General features: G+C 67.3%; 12 protein-coding genes. 7 read left to right on the top strand and 5 right to left on the bottom strand.

Features of this window, described 5'->3' with window-relative positions; genetic code table 11:
- Nucleotides 1–66 precede the first annotated feature (66 nt).
- Together EYS42_RS02170 and EYS42_RS02165 are read left to right on the top strand one after the other, a co-directional pair.
- Nucleotides 67–738: a Crp/Fnr family transcriptional regulator gene (locus EYS42_RS02170; RefSeq protein WP_130966206.1), complete on the top strand. Its 672-nt coding sequence runs from the start codon at nt 67–69 to the stop codon at nt 736–738.
- 262 nt (nt 739–1,000) lie between these two features.
- Nucleotides 1,001–3,343, top strand: coding sequence for a DNA translocase FtsK (locus EYS42_RS02165; RefSeq protein ID WP_130966523.1), 2,343 nt, complete (start codon nt 1,001–1,003; stop codon nt 3,341–3,343).
- Nucleotides 3,344–3,406: 63 nt separating this feature from the next.
- On the opposite strand, the gene EYS42_RS02160 is transcribed toward EYS42_RS02165, so the two are convergent.
- Complete coding sequence (locus tag EYS42_RS02160; RefSeq protein WP_130966205.1) at nt 3,407–6,994, bottom strand: DUF748 domain-containing protein; 3,588 nt, start codon at nt 6,992–6,994, stop codon at nt 3,407–3,409.
- Nucleotides 6,995–7,176: 182 nt separating this feature from the next.
- Here EYS42_RS02160 and lolA point away from each other — a divergent pair, with 182 nt between their 5' ends.
- Nucleotides 7,177–7,872, top strand: a complete 696-nt coding sequence (gene lolA / locus EYS42_RS02155) for an outer membrane lipoprotein periplasmic chaperone LolA (RefSeq protein WP_130966204.1) — start codon at nt 7,177–7,179, stop codon at nt 7,870–7,872.
- A gap of 56 nt (nt 7,873–7,928) precedes the next feature.
- On the opposite strand, the gene EYS42_RS02150 is transcribed toward lolA, so the two are convergent.
- Complete coding sequence (locus tag EYS42_RS02150; RefSeq protein WP_245503463.1) at nt 7,929–10,013, bottom strand: DEAD/DEAH box helicase; 2,085 nt, start codon at nt 10,011–10,013, stop codon at nt 7,929–7,931.
- Nucleotides 10,014–10,555: 542 nt separating this feature from the next.
- On the opposite strand from EYS42_RS02150, the gene EYS42_RS02145 reads away from it, so the two are divergent.
- Entirely contained in the window at nt 10,556–11,890 is a 1,335-nt protein-coding gene (locus tag EYS42_RS02145; protein ID WP_130966521.1) for a replication-associated recombination protein A, read from the top strand.
- Between the two features lie 18 nt (nt 11,891–11,908).
- On the opposite strand, the gene icmH is transcribed toward EYS42_RS02145, so the two are convergent.
- From icmH to tssJ, 3 genes are read right to left on the bottom strand one after another with little or no spacing between them, the layout of a single operon-like run.
- A complete protein-coding gene (icmH, locus tag EYS42_RS02140) occupies nt 11,909–12,709 on the bottom strand; it encodes a type IVB secretion system protein IcmH/DotU (protein WP_130966203.1) in 801 nt (266 codons plus the stop codon).
- A gap of 34 nt (nt 12,710–12,743) precedes the next feature.
- Nucleotides 12,744–14,099: a type VI secretion system baseplate subunit TssK gene (gene tssK / locus EYS42_RS02135; RefSeq protein ID WP_130966202.1), complete on the bottom strand. Its 1,356-nt coding sequence runs from the start codon at nt 14,097–14,099 to the stop codon at nt 12,744–12,746.
- A 38-nt stretch (nt 14,100–14,137) separates the two neighbouring features.
- A complete protein-coding gene (tssJ, locus tag EYS42_RS17025) occupies nt 14,138–14,722 on the bottom strand; it encodes a type VI secretion system lipoprotein TssJ (RefSeq protein WP_165456605.1) in 585 nt (194 codons plus the stop codon).
- Nucleotides 14,723–15,010: 288 nt separating this feature from the next.
- Here tssJ and EYS42_RS02125 point away from each other — a divergent pair, with 288 nt between their 5' ends.
- The 3 genes from EYS42_RS02125 to tssC are packed head-to-tail and all read left to right on the top strand — an operon-like array spanning nt 15,011 to nt 17,827.
- Nucleotides 15,011–15,787, top strand: a complete 777-nt coding sequence (locus EYS42_RS02125) for a hypothetical protein (protein WP_165456604.1) — start codon at nt 15,011–15,013, stop codon at nt 15,785–15,787.
- A 17-nt stretch (nt 15,788–15,804) separates the two neighbouring features.
- Nucleotides 15,805–16,326: a type VI secretion system contractile sheath small subunit gene (gene tssB / locus EYS42_RS02120; protein ID WP_130966199.1), complete on the top strand. Its 522-nt coding sequence runs from the start codon at nt 15,805–15,807 to the stop codon at nt 16,324–16,326.
- 4 nt (nt 16,327–16,330) lie between these two features.
- A complete protein-coding gene (tssC, locus tag EYS42_RS02115; protein ID WP_130966198.1) occupies nt 16,331–17,827 on the top strand; it encodes a type VI secretion system contractile sheath large subunit in 1,497 nt (498 codons plus the stop codon).
- The last annotated feature ends 26 nt before the right edge of the window (nt 17,828–17,853 follow it).

Below are 17,853 nucleotides of genomic sequence, written 5' to 3'. Positions count from 1 at the left end.
AGGACCCGGTGGCTTTCAGCCACCGCTGTTGCAAACCGCACCCCTGGCACCAATGAGGAGATGCCCATGGCGATGTTGTCCAACCTGGATCTGATCCGGCGCGTTCCCCTGTTTTCCATGCTGACCCAGGCGCAGGCCGAGTCGATTGCCGAAAGCGTGGTCAAGCGTCGTTTTCGACGCGGTGAGCTCATTGTTGAGCGTGGCCGCAAGACCAATGCGCTGTTCATCCTGCTGACAGGCCGGGCGCGCGTGGTGGCCGCCGACGAGCGAGGCCGGGAAGTCATCCTGGCCGTGCTGGAGGCGGGCGACTACATCGGCGAGATGAGCCTGATCGACAATGAGCCGCACTCTGCCACCGTGCGCGCCGAGGTGCAGACCGACGTGCTGCTGCTGGGCCGTGCCGAGTTCGCGCGCTGCCTGCCCGAGAACTCCAGCCTGAGCTACGCCATCTTGCGTGGCCTGGTGTCCCGCCTGCGCAATGCCGACCGCCAGATCGAATCGCTGGCCCTGCTGGACGTGTACGGCCGCGTGGCCCGTGCGCTGCTGGACATGGCCGACGAAGACCATGGCGAGAAGATCATCCGCACCAAGGTGTCGCGCCAGGACCTGGCCAAGCACGTGGGCGCATCCCGCGAAATGGTCTCTCGCGTGATGAAAGACCTGGAAGAGCGCGGCCTGATCCACACCCAGGAGACCGGGTCGGTGGTGCTGCGCGACCACCTGGTCGCCACCGCCTGAGCCGCTCACGCCCGAGAGGCCTTCGGGACCGAAAGCCTGCCCTTGGCAGGCTTTCATGCTGCACACCGCCTGCGTGGTCGCCACGGGGCGGTTTTTGCTTTTTTCACCCCACAATCACGGGATGAGCTTTCCTTTGGGATCCTTGCAGGACGACGCGGCAGACGATCGCGCCGATCCGCCCCGTGCCCCTCGCACGCCCCGCCGTGAGCCCCGTGCCGACACGGCCGGCCGCCGCGTGACTGGCCGCGTCACGCGGCAGGCCATGACGCCGCCGCCCGAGCCGGTGCCACCGCCCGAGGCGGGCCTGCGTTACCAGTTCAACCTGCTGGCCAGTGGCATCGCGCTGGTGCTGTTCCTGCTGGCGCTGCTCAGCCACCACCCCATGGACGCGGCTTTCACGACCTCGGGGCAGCATGTGGAGGTGTCCAACTGGGTGGGCGCCACCGGGGCCTGGGCCTCCGACCTGGCGTATGCGTTGCTGGGCCAGTCGTGCTGGTGGCTGCTGGTGATCGGCGCGCGCAGCTGGCTGGGGGGCCTGGCCTTGTGGCTGCGCCGAGACACCGCCCTGGGGCTGCCTCAGGCGCCCGCCACCCCCGCCTGGCGTTTCTGGCTGGGCGTGGCCGTGTTGCTGGCGGCCAGCTGCACCCTGGAGTGGACCCGCCTGTACCGGCAGGAGCTCAGCCTGGCCGGCCAGCACGCCGGCGGTGTGCTGGGCGCCACCCTCGGCCCGCTGGCCATGAAGTGGCTGGGCTTCAATGGCTCGGGCGTGGCCGCCATCGGCCTGCTGGTGGCCGGCATGGGCATGGCCTTGAAGTTTTCGTGGCTGGACCTGGCCGAGCGCATCGGTGGCCTGGGTGACCTGCTCAAGGAGCGCCGCGAAACCCGCCGCGAGGTCGAACAGGACATCCGCATCGGCGAGAAGGCCAAGAAAGAGCGCAAGCGCGTGGTGGCCGAAGAGCGCCAGGAACTCTCGCCCCTTGATGCACCCATCCCCCTGGTGATCGAGCCGCCCGTGATCGAGGTGCCGCAGTCCGACCGCGTGGTCAAGGAAAAGCAGCAGCCCTTGTTCTCGGACATGGCCGACACCAAGCTGCCGCAGATCGACCTGCTGGACGAGGCCCCGGGCCGCATGGAGACCGTCACGGCCGAGTCGCTGGAAATGACCTCGCGCCTGATCGAAAAGAAGCTGAAGGATTTCGGCGTTGAAGTGCGCGTGGTGGCTGCCTCGCCGGGCCCGGTCATCACCCGCTACGAGATCGAGCCGGCCACCGGCGTGAAGGGCTCGCAGATCGTCAACCTGGCCAAGGACCTGGCCCGTTCGCTGTCGCTGGTCAGCATCCGCGTGGTCGAGACCATCCCGGGCAAGAACCTGATGGCGCTGGAGTTGCCCAACGCCAAGCGGCAGATGATCCGCCTGACCGAGATCCTGGGCTCGCAGGTTTACAACGACGCGCAGTCGATGCTGACCATCGGCCTGGGCAAGGACATCGTGGGCGCGCCCGTGGTGGCCGACCTGGCCAAGATGCCGCACTGCCTGGTGGCCGGTACCACGGGTTCCGGTAAGTCGGTGGGCATCAACGCGACCATCCTGAGCCTGCTGTACAAGGCCGAAGCCCGCGATGTGCGCCTCATCCTCATCGACCCGAAGATGCTGGAAATGAGCGTGTACGAAGGCATCGCGCACCTGCTGTGCCCGGTCGTGACCGACATGAAGCAGGCGGGCAACGCGCTGAACTGGGCCGTGGGCGAGATGGAGCGCCGCTACAAGCTCATGAGCAAGATGGGCGTGCGCAACCTGGCCGGCTACAACAAGAAGATGGACGAGGCCAAGTCGCGGGGCGAACTCATCCCCAACCCCTTCAGCCTGACGCCTGACGAGCCCGAACCGCTGGAGCGCCTGCCGCACATCGTCATCGTGATCGACGAGCTGGCCGACCTGATGATGGTGGTGGGCAAGAAGATCGAAGAGCTGATCGCGCGCCTGGCCCAGAAGGCCCGCGCGGCCGGCATCCACCTGATCCTGGCCACGCAGCGCCCGTCGGTCGACGTGATCACGGGCCTGATCAAGGCCAACATCCCGACCCGCATTTCCTTCCAGGTCAGCAGCAAGATCGACAGCCGCACCATCCTCGACCAGATGGGCGCCGAGGCGCTGCTGGGGCAGGGCGACATGCTCTACATGGCCTCGGGCACCGGCCTGCCCATGCGGGTGCACGGCGCCTTCGTGTCAGACGAGGAAGTGCACCGCGTGGTGCAGTACATCAAGACCCAGGGCGAGCCCAACTACATCGAGGGCATTCTGGAAGGTGGCTCGCTGGGCGACGAAGGCAGCAACCTCGACGGCTCCCCCATGGGCGGTGGCGACGGCGAGCAAGACCCGATGTACGACAACGCCGTGGCCGTGGTGCTGCAGCACCGCAAGGCCTCGATCTCGCTGGTGCAGCGCCACCTGCGCATTGGCTACAACCGCGCGGCGCGCCTGCTGGAGCAGATGGAGAAGTCGGGCCTGGTGTCTAGCATGGCCACCAATGGCAACCGCGAGATCATCACCCCGGCGCGGGGCGGGGACGGCGGCGCCACGTCGGCGCCATGGGACGACCAGTGAGCCCGTGATCCGGTGAGCGCTCGGCCGCTCCACGCCGAACAGGGCGCCTGCGGGCGCCCTGTTTCATTTGACGCCCAGCTGCACCCGGGTCACCGGGCCCTTGTCGTCGGCGGCCTTTTCGGGGTTCAGCTTCGAGGCCGTCAGCAGCACGCGGTCGGCGGGGACCTTCTGCACCAGGTAGGCCTTCACAGCATTGCCGCGCTGGTTGGCCAGGCGCGTCAGGGCCTCGTTGCCCGTGGGCGCCGAGGCGCGCAGCAGGGCCTTCATCTCGGCCGGCGGCAGGGTCTTGGCCAGGCCCACCAGGTTGCGCGGCTTCTTGATGTCGGCGGCCTTGTAGGCGGCGGCCAGCCACTGGGCCTCCTCGGCCGGGGCCACTTCGGTGTCTTCCACCGCCTGGCCGGTGGCCTTGGCCTTGGCCGCGCGCATCAGCTGGCGCACGTGCTCGTCGCGCAGGCCTTCGGTGTCGCTGCCAGCGTCGGCCCAGCCCGTGGCGTCGAGTTTCAGGCCGCCTTTGTCGGCCAGCTTGGCGCCCAGCGCATCCAGCCGCTTGCGGGCGGTGTCGTCCAGCACGGCTGATCCGGGTGCGAAGGCGACGAAGCTCATTTCTTCGCCACCCCCGCCCATCAGCAACGAGAACGGGGCGGTCAGGGCCTTGGTGACGAGGTTCACCACCACCTTCCACAAGATACCGCCCACCGAGAACTGCGGGTCATTGATCGAGCCCGAAATCGGCAGGTTGATGTCGATCTCGCCACGGCTGTTCTTGAGCAGGGCCACGGCCAGCTGCACGGGCAGGTGGGTGGCATCGGGGCTGTTGTTGCGCTCCCCGAAGGTGAGCTGGTCCAGGAAGATGCGGTTTTCAGCGGCCAGTTTACCGCCATCGACCTTGTAGCTCACGTCCATCGACAGGCTGCCCTTGTCGATGTTGTAGCCCGCATAGCGCGCGGCGTAGGGGCTCAGGCGTGTCAGCTCGACGCCCTTGGCGCTGGCCTGGATGTCGGTGAACAGCGTGGGGCCCAGCGGGTGGATGCGCCCGCTGATCTTCAGTGGTGCGGCGTCGTCCACGCTGCCGGCGATGTCCACCGTGGCGGGTTCGGGGTTGCGCGCCGCCACAGCCGAGACCGTGCCGCCGATGCGCGTGAGGTTGGCCGAGTAGTTGGGCTTGATGAACAGGTCGGTGAAGTCGACCCGGCCTTGCGCCAGGGTGATGCCTTGCCAGCGCAGGTCCATGACCGGGGTGGGGCGCTCGCTGGCCGGTGAGGCGGGGGCCGCTGCCGAGGCATTGGGGGCGGCTGGGGCGGGCGCAGCGGGGGAGGCGGGTGCAGTGGAGGTGGGCGAGCCCGTCGGGGCCTGGGGCGTGGTCAGCGAGGTTGGCTCGGTCTGCGAGGCCTGCTTGACGATCTGGGCCAGGTTCAGGCGACCGTCGGCATTGACGATCACGCGGCCGAAGAAGTCGGCCAGCTGGATCTGGCCCAGGTCGGCGTTGAGCTGAGGCGCCTTCTGCCCGTCGTCCTGCCAGTCGAACTGCGCGCGGTTCAGGGCCAGCTGGCGCCAGCTCAGCAGGGTGCCGTCGTTCACCGTGTCGAGCAGCTTCAGCTCGTTCAGGCCCACCATGCCCTGATAGCCCGCTTTCAAGGCCGGGGTCGAACCCGCGCCCCGTTGCAGGGTCAGCTGACCATCGGCCTGGGCCCGGCCACTGGCCAGCACCACGTTCACGTGCGGGGCCAGCAGAGGCTGCAGCGGGCTCAGGTCCAGCTGGCGGGCCTTGACCTTCAGTTTGGCGTTCAGCGGCTGAGGACGCACCTCGCCCTGCACAGCCAGGGTGCCCTGGCCCGGCGTGCGCGCCTGCAGGTCCAGCTGCACCGGCTGCTTCAGGTCGGTCGAGGCGTTGCGCACCTGCAGCCGGGTCTGCTGCAGCGCGAGTTTCAGGTCGCCTTGCTGCACCCGGGCGTTGAAGCCCTCCAGCACGGTGTCGGCCACGCGGGCTTGCGGCGGCGTGTTGCCGGTCAGGGGCACGACGGCCTGGATGCCTTGCAGGCTCAGGCGCTGGAAGTCGATCTGCTCGGCCTGCAGGGGCAGCGGGGTGCTGCGGCTTGGGCGGGTTCTGGCCTGCCAGTCGGCCAGTTGCACGGTGCCGTCTTTCAGGCTCAGTGCGGCAGGGGCATCGGCGCGGGCCGCCCATTGCACGGCCAGCGGCCACTGGGCCGACACCTTGCCCTGGCGCAGGGCCACGGGCAGGTCCAGGCCCGCTTCCAGTGGCTTGAGCCAGGCGGGCACCTGCACATCCTGCAGGGCCACGGTCAGGTCGGTGTGGGCGCTTGGCAGGTGCACGGTGCCATCGGCCTTGACCTGCCCGCCATGTTCGTCGCTCAGGGCCAGTTGCCAGGCGGCGGCCGCTGCCTTCGGGTCGTTGCTCAGTCCCTTGACCTGGGCTTGCAGGGCCGTCAGTTGGGGCCAGGGCAGGGCTGCGGTCTGCACATCGATGCGGCTGGCCTGCAGGCTGGCGGTGCCCACCGCCCATTGCCAGGGGCTGGCCTGCGCCGCTTCGGCGCGAGGGGAGGGCTGGGAGCGAGCCGCTGGGGTGCTGCGCGTGGGCTGGCCCGTGGCAGGGCGCACGGCCAGGGTCAGGCCTTGCAGGCTGACCTGACCCACGCGCGCCTGCTGGCGCAGCGGCTGGGTGTCCAGGCCTTGCACCTTCAGGCTTTGCCAGCCCAGGGTGGTCTGGCCCAGCCCGGGCAGGCGGGTGGCGCTCAGCCCCAGGCGGTCCAGACTGGCCTGGCCGGTCAGCCGCACCACAGGCGCAGCCTTGGCGGGTTGTTCGAAGTGCAGGGTCAGGTCGGTGCTCAGCGTGCCGCCTTGCGGACTTACGCCCCACTCGGCGGGCAGGAAGGGCTGGGCCGCGCGCAACCAGTGCGCCACGTCCACCTGCTGCCATTGCAGGTTCAGGGTCGATTGCCGGCCGTCCTTGAAAGGCAAGGTCTGGCCGCTCATGGTCAGGGGGCTGCCATCCACCCGCGCCTTCAGCAAGGGCTGCACCTGGCTGTCGATGAACACGGGCAGGTTCGACAGGAAGGGGATGCCCAGCGCCAGCTGGTCGATGGTGTGGTGCTGTTGGAGCACCTGGTCGTCGAACACGAAGCGCCCGTCGCGCACCGCGATGTTGGCCACGGCAAAGCGCGCAGGCTCACCCGTGTCGGGGCTGGCCGGGCGGGCGCGCAGGCGCTCCAGCACCGGGGTGATGTTGAAGGTGGTGTCGCCCGTGCGCACCAGGGTGACCTGCGGGGCCACCAGCTGCACCTCGGCGATCACGGGGGCCAGGCGCCACAGCGATTCCAATGAGGGCCGCACGCGGGCCTGTCCCACTCTCAGCCAGCGGGCTTGCGGCGGGCCCACTTCCAGCCGGTCGATTTCCAGCGCCAGTGTCAGCGGCGACAGGCGCACGGCCCCCACCTGAACCGGCACGCCCAGGGCGGCTTCGCCCTGCTGCTCCACCTGAGATTGGATCAGGCGAGGCAGGCCCACGCCCACGCCCAAGCCCCAGGTGGCCAGCACCGCAGCGGCCACGGCCGTGGGACGCAGCCAGCGTCGGCTCTGGGTGGGCCGAGCCCCGGATGCAAGGGGGGAGGTGGGGGTGTCGGTGGGGGCGTTCATGGTGGGCACAACAGGGGCGGCGGGGTGGCAGGCGCCACTGTGGCCATTGTCGGGCACGTCAGGGCTTGCCTGCGGCGCGGCCAGTCCCCGAAGCGGGCGTTCGCCACAGGGGCAGAAGGGTGGGGTGGCTGTGGAACAATCGGCTGCACACGCCCACCGTGTGGGGCGGCAGGAACAGCTGGATGAGTGTGACGAACAAGGCCCTCCAGGCCAAGGGGGCCCCTGAGGCCGCAGGCCGCCAAGTGACCCAGAGTTGGCGCCAGACCGCTGTGCTGGGCGCCGCACTGTGGTGCAGCCTGGGCATGGCCTCGGCGGCCTGGGCCGACCCGGTGCAGGCTTTGCGCAACTTCGTGAAAGACGTGAAGAGCGCGCAGGCCAGTTTCACGCAGACCGTCACCTCGCCCGATGGCAAGAAGGCCCGCAAATCGACCGGCACGCTGGAGTTCGATCGCCCCAACCGCTTCCGGTTTGCCTACACGCAGCCCATCGAGCAGCTGATCGTGGGCGATGGACAGAAGGTGTGGCTCTACGACGCCGACCTGAACCAGGTGACGGTGCGGGGCATGAGCCAGGCTGTTGGCGCATCGCCGGCGGCCCTGCTGGCTGGCGGCAACCTGGAAAAAGACTTCACCCTGAAGGCCGCCCCCTCCGCAGGGCAGATCGAATGGGTGGAGGCCCTGCCCAAAGCCAAAGACGGGCAATTCCAGTCGGTGAAGGTGGGCTTCACCGCGGGGCAACTGGTGGCCCTGGAACTGCTGGACAGTTTCGGTCAGAAGTCGCGGCTGGACTTCCAGAAAGTCGACACGAAAGTGACCTTGTCACCGTCGCGCTTCACCTTCACCCCGCCGCCGGGCGCCGACGTGTTGCAGCAGCCCTGAGCGCCAGCCGAGACGCCATGAAAAAAGGCCCCGAGGGGCCTTTTTCTTTTCAGTGATCAGCCTTCGCGCTTGCCGAAGCCGGGGCGCTTGCCACCGAAGCTGGGCTTGCCGCCAAACGAGGGCTTGCCGCCGAAGCCAGGCTTGCCACCGAACGAGGGCTTGCCACCGAAGCCGCCCTTGCCGCCGTGGGGCTTGTCGCCACGGGGCTCGAAGCCACGCTTGTCTTCGAAGCCGCCGCGGTCGCCGAACTTCTTCTCGCCGAAAGGTTTGTCACCGAACTTGCGCTCGCCAAACGGCTTGTCGCCAAAGCGCTTTTCGCCAAAGCGCTTTTCGCCGAAGGGCTTGTCGCCGAAGCTGCGGTCGCGGTCGCCGAACTTTTTCTCGCCAAAGGGCTTGTCACCGAACTTGCGCTCGCCAAACGGCTTGTCGCCAAAGCGCTTTTCACCGAAAGGCTTGTCACCGAAGGGGCGGTCACCGCGGTCGGCACGGCCTTCGTGACGGCGGTCCGGGCGGAACTCGCCACGGGTGTCCGGGTGGCGGTCGTCACGGAAAGCCGGGCGCTGGGGCGCTGCGTCGTCGTGCGCTTCAGCCGGGCGGAAGCGGGCGTCGTCCTTGCGGGGGTCGAACGAAGGGCGCAGGTCGGCGCGGCGGTCGAAGCCACCCTGGCCACGGTCGCCACCGAAATCACCACGCTCGCCGCGGTCAGCGAAACGCTGTTCACGGCCACCGAAGCCACCGCCGAAACCACCACGGCGGTCGTCACCACGGCCGCGCTGGCCCGGGGCCGGCTTGCCGCCACGGGCAGGGCGCTCGGCTTGCATCTTCATCTTGGGCTCTAGGCCCTCGATCACCGACTCGGGAATGCGCTGGGTGGTGAAGCGCTCGATGCGGCGCACCATGGGCACGTCACGGCGCTCGGCCAGGGTCAGGGCCAGGCCCGAGCGACCGGCACGGCCGGTGCGGCCAATGCGGTGCACGTAGTCTTCGGCCTTCATGGGCATGCCGTAGTTGATCACGTGGGTGATGGTGGGCACGTCGATGCCGCGAGCGGCCACGTCGGTGGCCACCAGCACGCGCAGCTGGCCATGGCGCATGGCCTGCAGCACGCGGTTGCGGCGGCCCTGGGGCATGCCACCGTGCAGGGCGGCCACGGCGTGGCCCATGTCGGCCAGGCGAATGGCCAGCACGTCGGCGTCACGCTGGGTGCTGGTGAACACCACGGCCTGGTCGACGGCGCGGTCGGTCAGGATGTGGTCCAGCAGGTCGTTCTTGTGGCTCAGCGAATCGGCCAGGTGCAGGCGCTGTTCGATGTTGTCGTGGCTGTCGGTGTGCGAGGCCACTTCGATCAGTTCGGCTTCGTGCGTCAGCTGTTCGGCCAGTCGGCCCACGTGGCCCGCGAAGGTGGCGCTGAACATCAGGGTCTGGCGGTTTTCAGGCGTGGCGGCCGCAATGGCTTCGATGTCGTCGATGAAGCCCATGTCCAGCATGCGGTCGGCTTCGTCCAGCACCAGCACTTCCAGGTTGCTCAGCACGGCAGCGCCGGTGCCCAGGTGGTCCAGCAGGCGACCAGGGGTGGCGATCAGCACGTCCAGCGGGCCCTTCAAGGCCTTGAGCTGGTAGCCGTAAGGCACGCCACCGACCACGGTGGCCACGCGCAGACCTTGCAGGTGGCGGCCGTAGGTGTCAGCAGCCTTGGCCACTTGCATGGCCAGTTCACGGGTGGGGGCCAGCACCAGCACGCGCGGGCCAGCCACCTTGCCCTTTTCGCGGCGCTTGTTGTTGTCGCCACGAGCGGCCACGATGCGCTGCAGGGCCGGCAGCATGAAGGCAGCGGTCTTGCCCGAGCCGGTGCTGGAGGCCACGCGCAGGTCGCGGCCGGCCATGGCGGCGGGAATGGCGCGCACTTGCACGTCGGTGGGCTGGGTGTAGCCCGAATCCTGCAGGCCACGCAGCAGCGACGGGCTCAGGCCCAGTGCGGCAAAGGCGTTCGTGTCAGCCGCCTCAGCGGTTTCTTCGGCATCGACTTCAGCCTCTGCCTGCAGGGGCAGGCCGGTTTCGTCGTCGAGTTCGACCAGTTGGCGGGCCAGGGCGTCGATCTTGGAAGCCGACTGTTCGGCGTTCTTGAAATTCTTGGACATCATGTGCTTTCAAGCCGATGCAGAGAACACGGTGCCCGCCCGCCACGGGTTCCGACCCGGCAGGCAAAGCCCGAGAGGCCGGTGCCGCATCAGCGTTGGCACAGGCCCAAGGTGAAGTCGCTGGGTACGTGTCCGGACTGCGTGAGGGTGCAGTCCATGGACATGGACGGTGCACCGAGGTCACGTTGAGTCGGTCGAAGCGACGGCATCGCCGCCAACCGGAACTCAAGTCACGTATGTGATGAAGGCCAGCACAGGGCTTGCCTGCGCGCCGTCATCCGGCTTGAAAGAGGTCAGAGTCGATGAACTTGGATTCGCCACCTTCGCCTGCCACAGCATCACTGTGGCGGGCACTGCTGGCATGCCAGCGTGGATGAGCGAATTCGCCATTGTGGGGGTTTTCACGCAATTTGTCCAATCCCGCGTTCAGGGCGGGGGTGAGGGCCCGCGTCATCCACCGGTTCGCTGGGGGCCGTGGGGGGCGAGCATGCCACCTGGCGAGGCACTGCTGAGACAATGTCGCCATGCAAGAAAGCCTGTTGCCCATGGACGAGGCGCCCGAGCCTCGCGCGGCGGTGCACGCCCCGCGCGTGTCGCCCTCGGCCCCGCTGGCCGAACTGCTGCGGCCTGCCTCGCTCGACGATGTGGTCGGGCAGACCCACCTGCTGGGCGAAGGCAAGCCCCTGCGCCTGGCCTTTCAGAGCGGCAAGCCGCACTCGATGATCTTCTGGGGCCCGCCGGGGGTGGGCAAGACCACGCTGTCGCGCCTGACTGCGCGGGCCTTCGGTTGCGAATTCATCGCACTGTCCGCGGTGTTCTCGGGTGTCAAGGACATCCGGGCGGCCATGGAGCAGGCGCAGGTGCTGCAGGCCCAGGGCAAGGCCACCATCCTGTTCGTCGATGAAATCCACCGGTTCAACAAGGCCCAGCAGGACGCCTTGCTGCCCCATGTCGAATCGGGCCTGTTCACCTTCATCGGCGCCACCACCGAGAACCCGTCGTTCGAGGTGAACTCGGCCTTGCTGTCGCGCGCCCAGGTGTACGTGCTGAAGTCGCTGACCGATGCCGAACTGCGCCAGTTGCTGCAGCGTGCCCAGGCGCGGGCCTTGCCGCACCTGCAGTTCGACGAGGCCGCTGCCGACACGCTGATCGGCCATGCCGATGGCGATGCGCGCCGATTCCTGAACCTGCTGGAACAGTGCAGCACGGCGGCGGGTGCGGCAGGACTCACGCACATCACGGCCGAGTTCGTGGCCCAGGCGACCAGCCTGAACGCCCGTCGCTTCGACAAGGGCGGTGACCACTTTTACGACCAGATCTCGGCGCTGCACAAGTCGGTGCGTGGCTCGAACCCCGACGGCGCGCTGTACTGGCTGTGCCGCATGCTCGACGGTGGCGCCGACGCCAAGTACCTGTCGCGCCGCATCGTGCGCATGGCGTGGGAAGACATTGGCTTGGCCGACCCGCGCGCCATGCAGATCGCCAACGACGCAGCCACCACCTTCGAGCGCCTTGGCAGCCCGGAGGGCGAGCTGGCCCTGGCCCAGGCCGTGATCTACCTGGCCGTGGCTCCCAAGAGCAATGCGGGCTACAACGCCTACAACCAGGCGCGTGCCTTCGTGAAGCAGGACCGCAGCCGCGAGGTGCCCGTGCACCTGCGCAACGCACCCACCAAGCTCATGAAGGAACTCGGCCATGGGCATGCCTACCGCTATGCCCACGACGAGCCCCACGCCTATGCGGCCGGCGAGACCTACCTGCCTGAGGGCATCGAGGCGCCCGGCTGGTACCAGCCTGTGCCCCGCGGCCTGGAGGTCAAGATTGCCGACAAACTGGCCTTCCTGCGCAAGCTCGACGACGAGGCCCAGGGTGGTGCGTGAAGCGCGTGGTCTGTCAGTTCAGGGCAGTGTGATGGTCACGTGGGCCACCTGAGGCGCCAGCTGCACCACGTTCTGGAAGGCCGCCAGACCCTGGCGGGTGTGCGAGCCCAGGTGCCAGCGCATGCCGGTGAACACCAGCACAGCGGTCAGCGCCAGCACCGACAGCACGGCCCACAGCGGTGCTTCGTGCTTGAGCTGGTGCACCACGCGGTCAGGGGCGGCCCAGTGCGGGGCAAAGCCCTGACGCTTGCCCTTGTGGTGGGCGATCTCGTCGCCCACGCGGGCCACCAGGTAGTTCAGCTTTTCCGAGCCTTCCAGGATGTACTTGCCCTGGAACCCCAGCAGCAGGCACATGTGGAACACCTCGAGCGCCTGCACCCGGCTGCTGCCCTGGCGACGCAATTCTTCCAGCCGTTCGAAGAACTGTTCGCCGGCCAGTTGTTCGCCGAAAAACTGCAACTGCAGCGGCTGGCGAAGCCACGCGTCGCGGGCCTTGAAGCCTGACATCAAGATGGCTTCGTCCACCGTGGCACAGAAGGCCCACTTGCACAGGTGGATGTCGTCGACCGCCGCATTCACCCGCGTGGCCTGACGCTCGAACTGCGTCAGGAACTGCTTGATGCGGTCGCGGAAGGTGTCGGCATCCTGCGGTGCGTTCTTGCCCTTGAGCAGGAACAGCAGGTAGAAGCCGTCGTACATCAGGTCGAGCAGGCTGGGTGTGCGTGCTGCGGGTTCGGTCAGCAGGCTGGGGGCAGCTGCGGCATGGGCGAGAGGGTGGGCGCCGGCCGGCGGCGAAACAGTCTGCAATTGGGCGCTCATGGTCAGGTCTCCTGCGGCGTGTCGAGGTGTGGGCTCAGGCGTTCACGGCGATCAGTTCAAGCTTGAGGTCCTGCACACCCGCGGGCACGTACACCGTGACCGACTGGGCCTGCAGCATGCGCTCGTACAAAGGGCCACGGGCTTCCAGCGTGAAGTAGTAGGCCCCTGGGCGCACGGGCACGGCCGCAGGCACCTGCGGCGCGTGCACCAGCCGCACGCCCGGCATGGCCGACAGCACCAGCTTGTCCACATCATCCGGCGCGCCCACCTTGAAGCGCATGGGCACGGTCTCGACCAGCTCCATCGGCGCCATGGCCGCGCTCACGCCCAGGTACAGCTGGGTCTGGGCATGCACCTGCTCGGAATCGAGGCGGCCCTGGTGGAACGAGGGCACCTGTTCCTGCAGGTGGATGGCGAAATAGCGCGTGGAGATGACGGTGTCCAGCAGCTCGCGGATGATGTGGTCCAGCTGGGCAAAGGCCGGCCCCGGGTGGAGGTGGTCGTAGGTGGGCAGGTCGGCCAGCGTGAAGCCTCGCGAGAAGGTCATCAGCGCGCCGGCCAGCTCCAGCAGCGACTCGAACAGGCGCTCGGGGTGGTACCCGGGCTGACGCAGCAGGTGGGTCAGGCGTGCAAAACCGGCACTGGCCGTGTGCAGCAACCAGAACGAAGCCACATCACCTGAGCGGAACTCGATGATGTTCTTGCTGGGCTCGCGGTGCATGCCGTACAGCGCATCGACCTTGGCCTGCAGCACGTCCATCAGACGGCGCAACAGCATCAGCAAGGGCGGGCAGGCCTGCAGCGACAGGCTGGGCGGCATGAAACGCTCGACACGTTCGAAGCCTCCGGTGGCGGTGCGCCGCAGGGCCAGCAAAGGCAGGGTGATCAGGTGGGCGCGAGGTTCGTCAGGGCCCAGCACGCGCAAGGAGCGGCCCAGCGTCACCACTTCGGCCGGAACAGCCTGTGTGTAGATGTCGGGCACTTCGCTGTGGCGGTGGTAATACCGCAGGGCCGTGTCGGCCTCTTGCGGGCTGGCGGCCGCGTTGCCGCCCGCCTCGCGCAGAGGTGCCATGGCCAGGTGGAACACCCATTCGCCGCCGCCCGGTGTGTCGGGCAAGGTGTGCAGTTGCAAGGGGGGCGGCAGCTCGTCGATATCCGGTGCACGCACCACCTCCCCATCGGGCGAGATCAGGGCCAGCGAGGTCAGACGCAAAACGCCGCTGCCCAAGGCGTCGGCATCGACCTGCATGCCCTGCAGACCCCAGGCCTGTGGGTGCAAGGCCTGTGCCATCTGGGCCAGGCGCCACTCGTGGTAGCGGTCTTGCTGCTGAAAGTGCTGCGGACGCAGGAACAGGCCTTCGCCCCAGAGAATCTTCGGAGAGGGTGTCACGGTGTGTATCGGGAGTGTTCTGGTCAGCCGGGCTTCGGTCAGGGGCAGCTGGTCTCTGGCAGGTCGTGTGGCACGTCGGTGGCTTCGACCGGACGCCCCTGGCCGACAGTCAAAGAGCAGGCATGTGCCCCCAGGGCAATGCCGGTGCGCTCAACGTCCTCGGTGGCAAAGGCATAACGCCATCGACCGACGGCCGGGCTGTGGAACAGGGCCACCACCGCCACATGCCGCACGTCGCGGTGGGTCTTTTCCTTGAAGTTCACCACCTGGCCAGGCAGCAGGGGGATCTCGCGAACCTCGATCAGGTCATCGCCCAGTCGCGCCCGTTCCAGCGCCGGATTGCCGAAGGTTTCCATCGGCGCCTTCAGCAGGGCATCGGGGCTGCGCAGCTTGTACAGCCGCGTCACCACCGACAGCGCCGGGCCTGCGCGGCCCCGGTTGAGCTGCTCGTCGGCTTGCAAAGTCCAGGCGATCGTGCGTTCGGGCTTGGCCGATTCGGGCAGCTCGGCCTTCTTGAGGCCGACCCTTTCCAGGGCCGTGTCCTTGGCGGCGCTCAGGCCCTCCATCAGGATTTCCTTGGTGGACGAGGCGCACCCCGTCAGCAGTGCCAGCAGGGCACTCATCAGCCCGGCACGCAGCAGCAATGAAACAGACCCTCGGCCCATGTGTGGCTTCCCTGACTTCGTGTTGCAGCGGGTCTGTGCATGCCCGCGGCGCGTAGTGTAAGGACCCCTTTGGTGGGACAAATCGGGGGGCAGCCCCCTCCGGGGAGGGGGATTTGCAACCGGGTGCAATAGTCTGTAACCGGCCCCCTTGTGGGGGGGGGTGTGTGGGTGTGATTTCCGCTGTAATGCGCGCTGTCCGGCACGGTCCGTGTGTCGGAAATTCAAGAGTCCATTCAGGGAGATGACGTGCAGTTGACGTTCGTTCAACGTGCCGTGCGCGCGAGCATGGCCGCTGGTTTGGTGTGTGTGATGGCGGGGTGTGCCACAGCCCCACATGGAACGGCCACTCAGGCCGAGCCCGTGACCGTGGCCGGGCAGGTGGTGCCCGATCGCATCGCGTCCACCATGGCGGCGGTCGACAAGGCCCACAAGGAAGGTCGCACAGAGCGCGCACTCGACCTCCTCGACGACGCTGCACGGCTGGAGCCCACCAGCAAGATGCCGTGGCTGCGCCGCGCCCAGATTCATTTTGAAGGCCGCCAGTACGGGCAGGCCATCCAGGCGGCCCAGGAAGCCTTGCAGCGCGATGCGGCCGATCTCACGGCCAAGAGCATCCTGGCCGTCAGCGGTTTGCGTGTCAGTGCCGAAGCCCTCGATCAACTGCGCAAGGTCAACGAAGTCAACGGCTCCGCGCGCGCCGAAGCCGAAAGTGTGGCCCGTCTGATCCGCGAAGCCCTTGGCGAGCCCATCCTCGTTGAAGCCCCTGCAGCAGGCCCCGCCAAGCCAGAAACCCGCTCGGTTCCCGCACGCAACAGCCGCACCGCAGCCCCTCGCATGCCGTCGGCCACCGCCAATGCCACGTCTGCAGGTCCGTCCGGCGCACAAGGCGCTGGCCCGGCCGCCGCCAGTCTCGGCAACCCTGCTGTGGGCGGCGCACGCCTGCCCGTGAAGGCACCTGCCACTGGCGGGGCCCTGGTGGGGGGCGGCACCAAAGCCACCAACCCTTTCGGTTCATTGAAGTAAATCACTCAGGAGTTGCCATGTCCAAGAAAGACAGCGTTCAGAAACGATTGGAGCGCGTGCGCCCCCCGCGCGTGCAGCTGACCTACGACGTCGAGATCGGCGATGCCATCGAGCAGAAAGAACTGCCCTTCGTCATGGGCGTGATGGGTGATTTCACCGGCCAGCCCAACCCGGATCAGCCCCTGCCCAAGGTCAAGGACCGCAAGTTCGTCAATGTCGATCTCGACAACTTCGACGAGGTCATGGCCGGCATGGCGCCCCGCGCCAGCTACCGCGTGCGCAACCGCATCAGCGCTGACGGCGGCGAGTTCGCCGTCAACCTGGCGTTCAACAAGATGGACGACTTCCGCCCCGAGGCTGTGGTCGAACAGGTCGAGCCCCTGCGCCGCCTCCTCGAAGCCCGCACCCGCCTGTCCGACCTGCGCGCCAAGATGGCCAGCAACGAGAAGCTCGAAGACCTCCTGGTCGATGCCCTGGCCAGCACCGACAAGCTGACCCAGCTCAATGCCGAAGTGGCCCCTCAGGCCGACAAGGAGTGACCCCATGAGCGCACAACTGCAAACCCAGGGCGCCCAAGGCCTTGTTGCCCTGCCGACCGAAGGCAGCTCGCTGCTGGACAGCCTGATTCAGCAAAGCCGTGTGGCCCGCAATGAAGTCGAGCACCACCGCACCCGCGACCTGATCGGCGAGCTGGTCCGTGAAGTCATGGACGGCACTGTCACCGTGTCCGACAACCTGTCGGCCATGATCGATGCCCGCATTGCCGACATCGACCGCCTCATCTCTGACCAGTTGTCGGAAGTGCTGCACGCCCCCGAGTTCCAGAAGCTCGAATCCAGCTGGTCGGGCCTGCACTACCTGTGCAAGCAGACCTCCACCGGCGAACACCTGAAGATCAAGGTGTTCAACGTGAGCAAGAAAGAGCTGGTCAAGGACTTCAAGTCGGCCATCGATTTCGACCAGTCGGCCCTGTTCAAGAAGGTCTACGAAGAAGAGTTCGGCACCTTCGGGGGCGCACCCTTTGCGGCCATGGTCGGTGATTTCGAAGTGGGTCGTTCGCCCGAAGACATGTACTTCATCGAACAGATGTCGCACGTGGCGGCCGCCTCACACGCGCCGTTCCTGTCGGCTGCTTCGCCCGAGCTGATGGGCCTGGAGGCCTTCACCGACCTGGGCAAGCCGCGTGACATGTCCAAGGTGTTCGACACGGTCGAATACGCCAAGTGGAAGTCCTTCCGTGATTCTGAAGATTCGCGCTATGTGGGCCTGACCCTGCCGCGCTTCCTGGGCCGTCTGCCCTACAACCCCAAAGATGGCCTGACCACCGAAGGCTTCACCTTCGTGGAAGACACCGACGGCACCCACCACGACAAGTACCTGTGGGTGAACGCGGCCTACGCCTTTGCGGCCCGCCTGACCTCGGCCTTCGAGCAGTACGGCTGGTGCGCGGCCATCCGTGGCGTGGAGGGTGGCGGCCTGGTCGAAGACCTGCCCACCCACACCTTCAAGACCGATGACGGCGAAGTGGCCTTGAAGTGCCCCACCGAAGTGGCCATCACCGACCGCCGCGAGAAAGAGCTCAGCGACCTGGGCTTCATCCCCCTGGTGCACTGCAAGAACACCGACTACGCCGCCTTCTTCGGTGCGCAGTCGGTGCAGAAACACAAGAAATACGACAACCCCGCTGCGAATGCGAATGCGGTGCTGGCCGCCCAGCTGCAATACATCTTCTCGGTGTGCCGCATCGCCCATTACCTCAAGGCCATGATGCGCGACAAGATCGGCAGCTTCGCCTCGGCGGGCAATGTCGAAGGGTTCCTGAATGGCTGGATCAACCAGTACGTGCTGGCCGACGACAGCGCCTCTCAGGAAGCCAAGGCGAAATACCCCCTGAGGGAAGCTTCCATCGAAGTGCAGGAAGTACCCGGCCGTCCCGGGGTGTACCGTGCGGTGGCCTTTGTGCGGCCGCACTTCCAGCTCGATGAGCTCTCGGTTTCCCTGCGTCTGGTGGCTGAGCTGCCCCAGGGCGGCCGCGGTTGATCGGGCACGTTCTCTGACCCTGTATT

Source organism: Aquabacterium lacunae (assembly GCF_004310865.1).
Taxonomy (GTDB): domain Bacteria; phylum Pseudomonadota; class Gammaproteobacteria; order Burkholderiales; family Burkholderiaceae_C; genus Aquabacterium; species Aquabacterium lacunae.
Note: the sequence above shows the minus strand (reverse complement) of the source record. Positions and strands in the feature narration are given on the sequence as shown.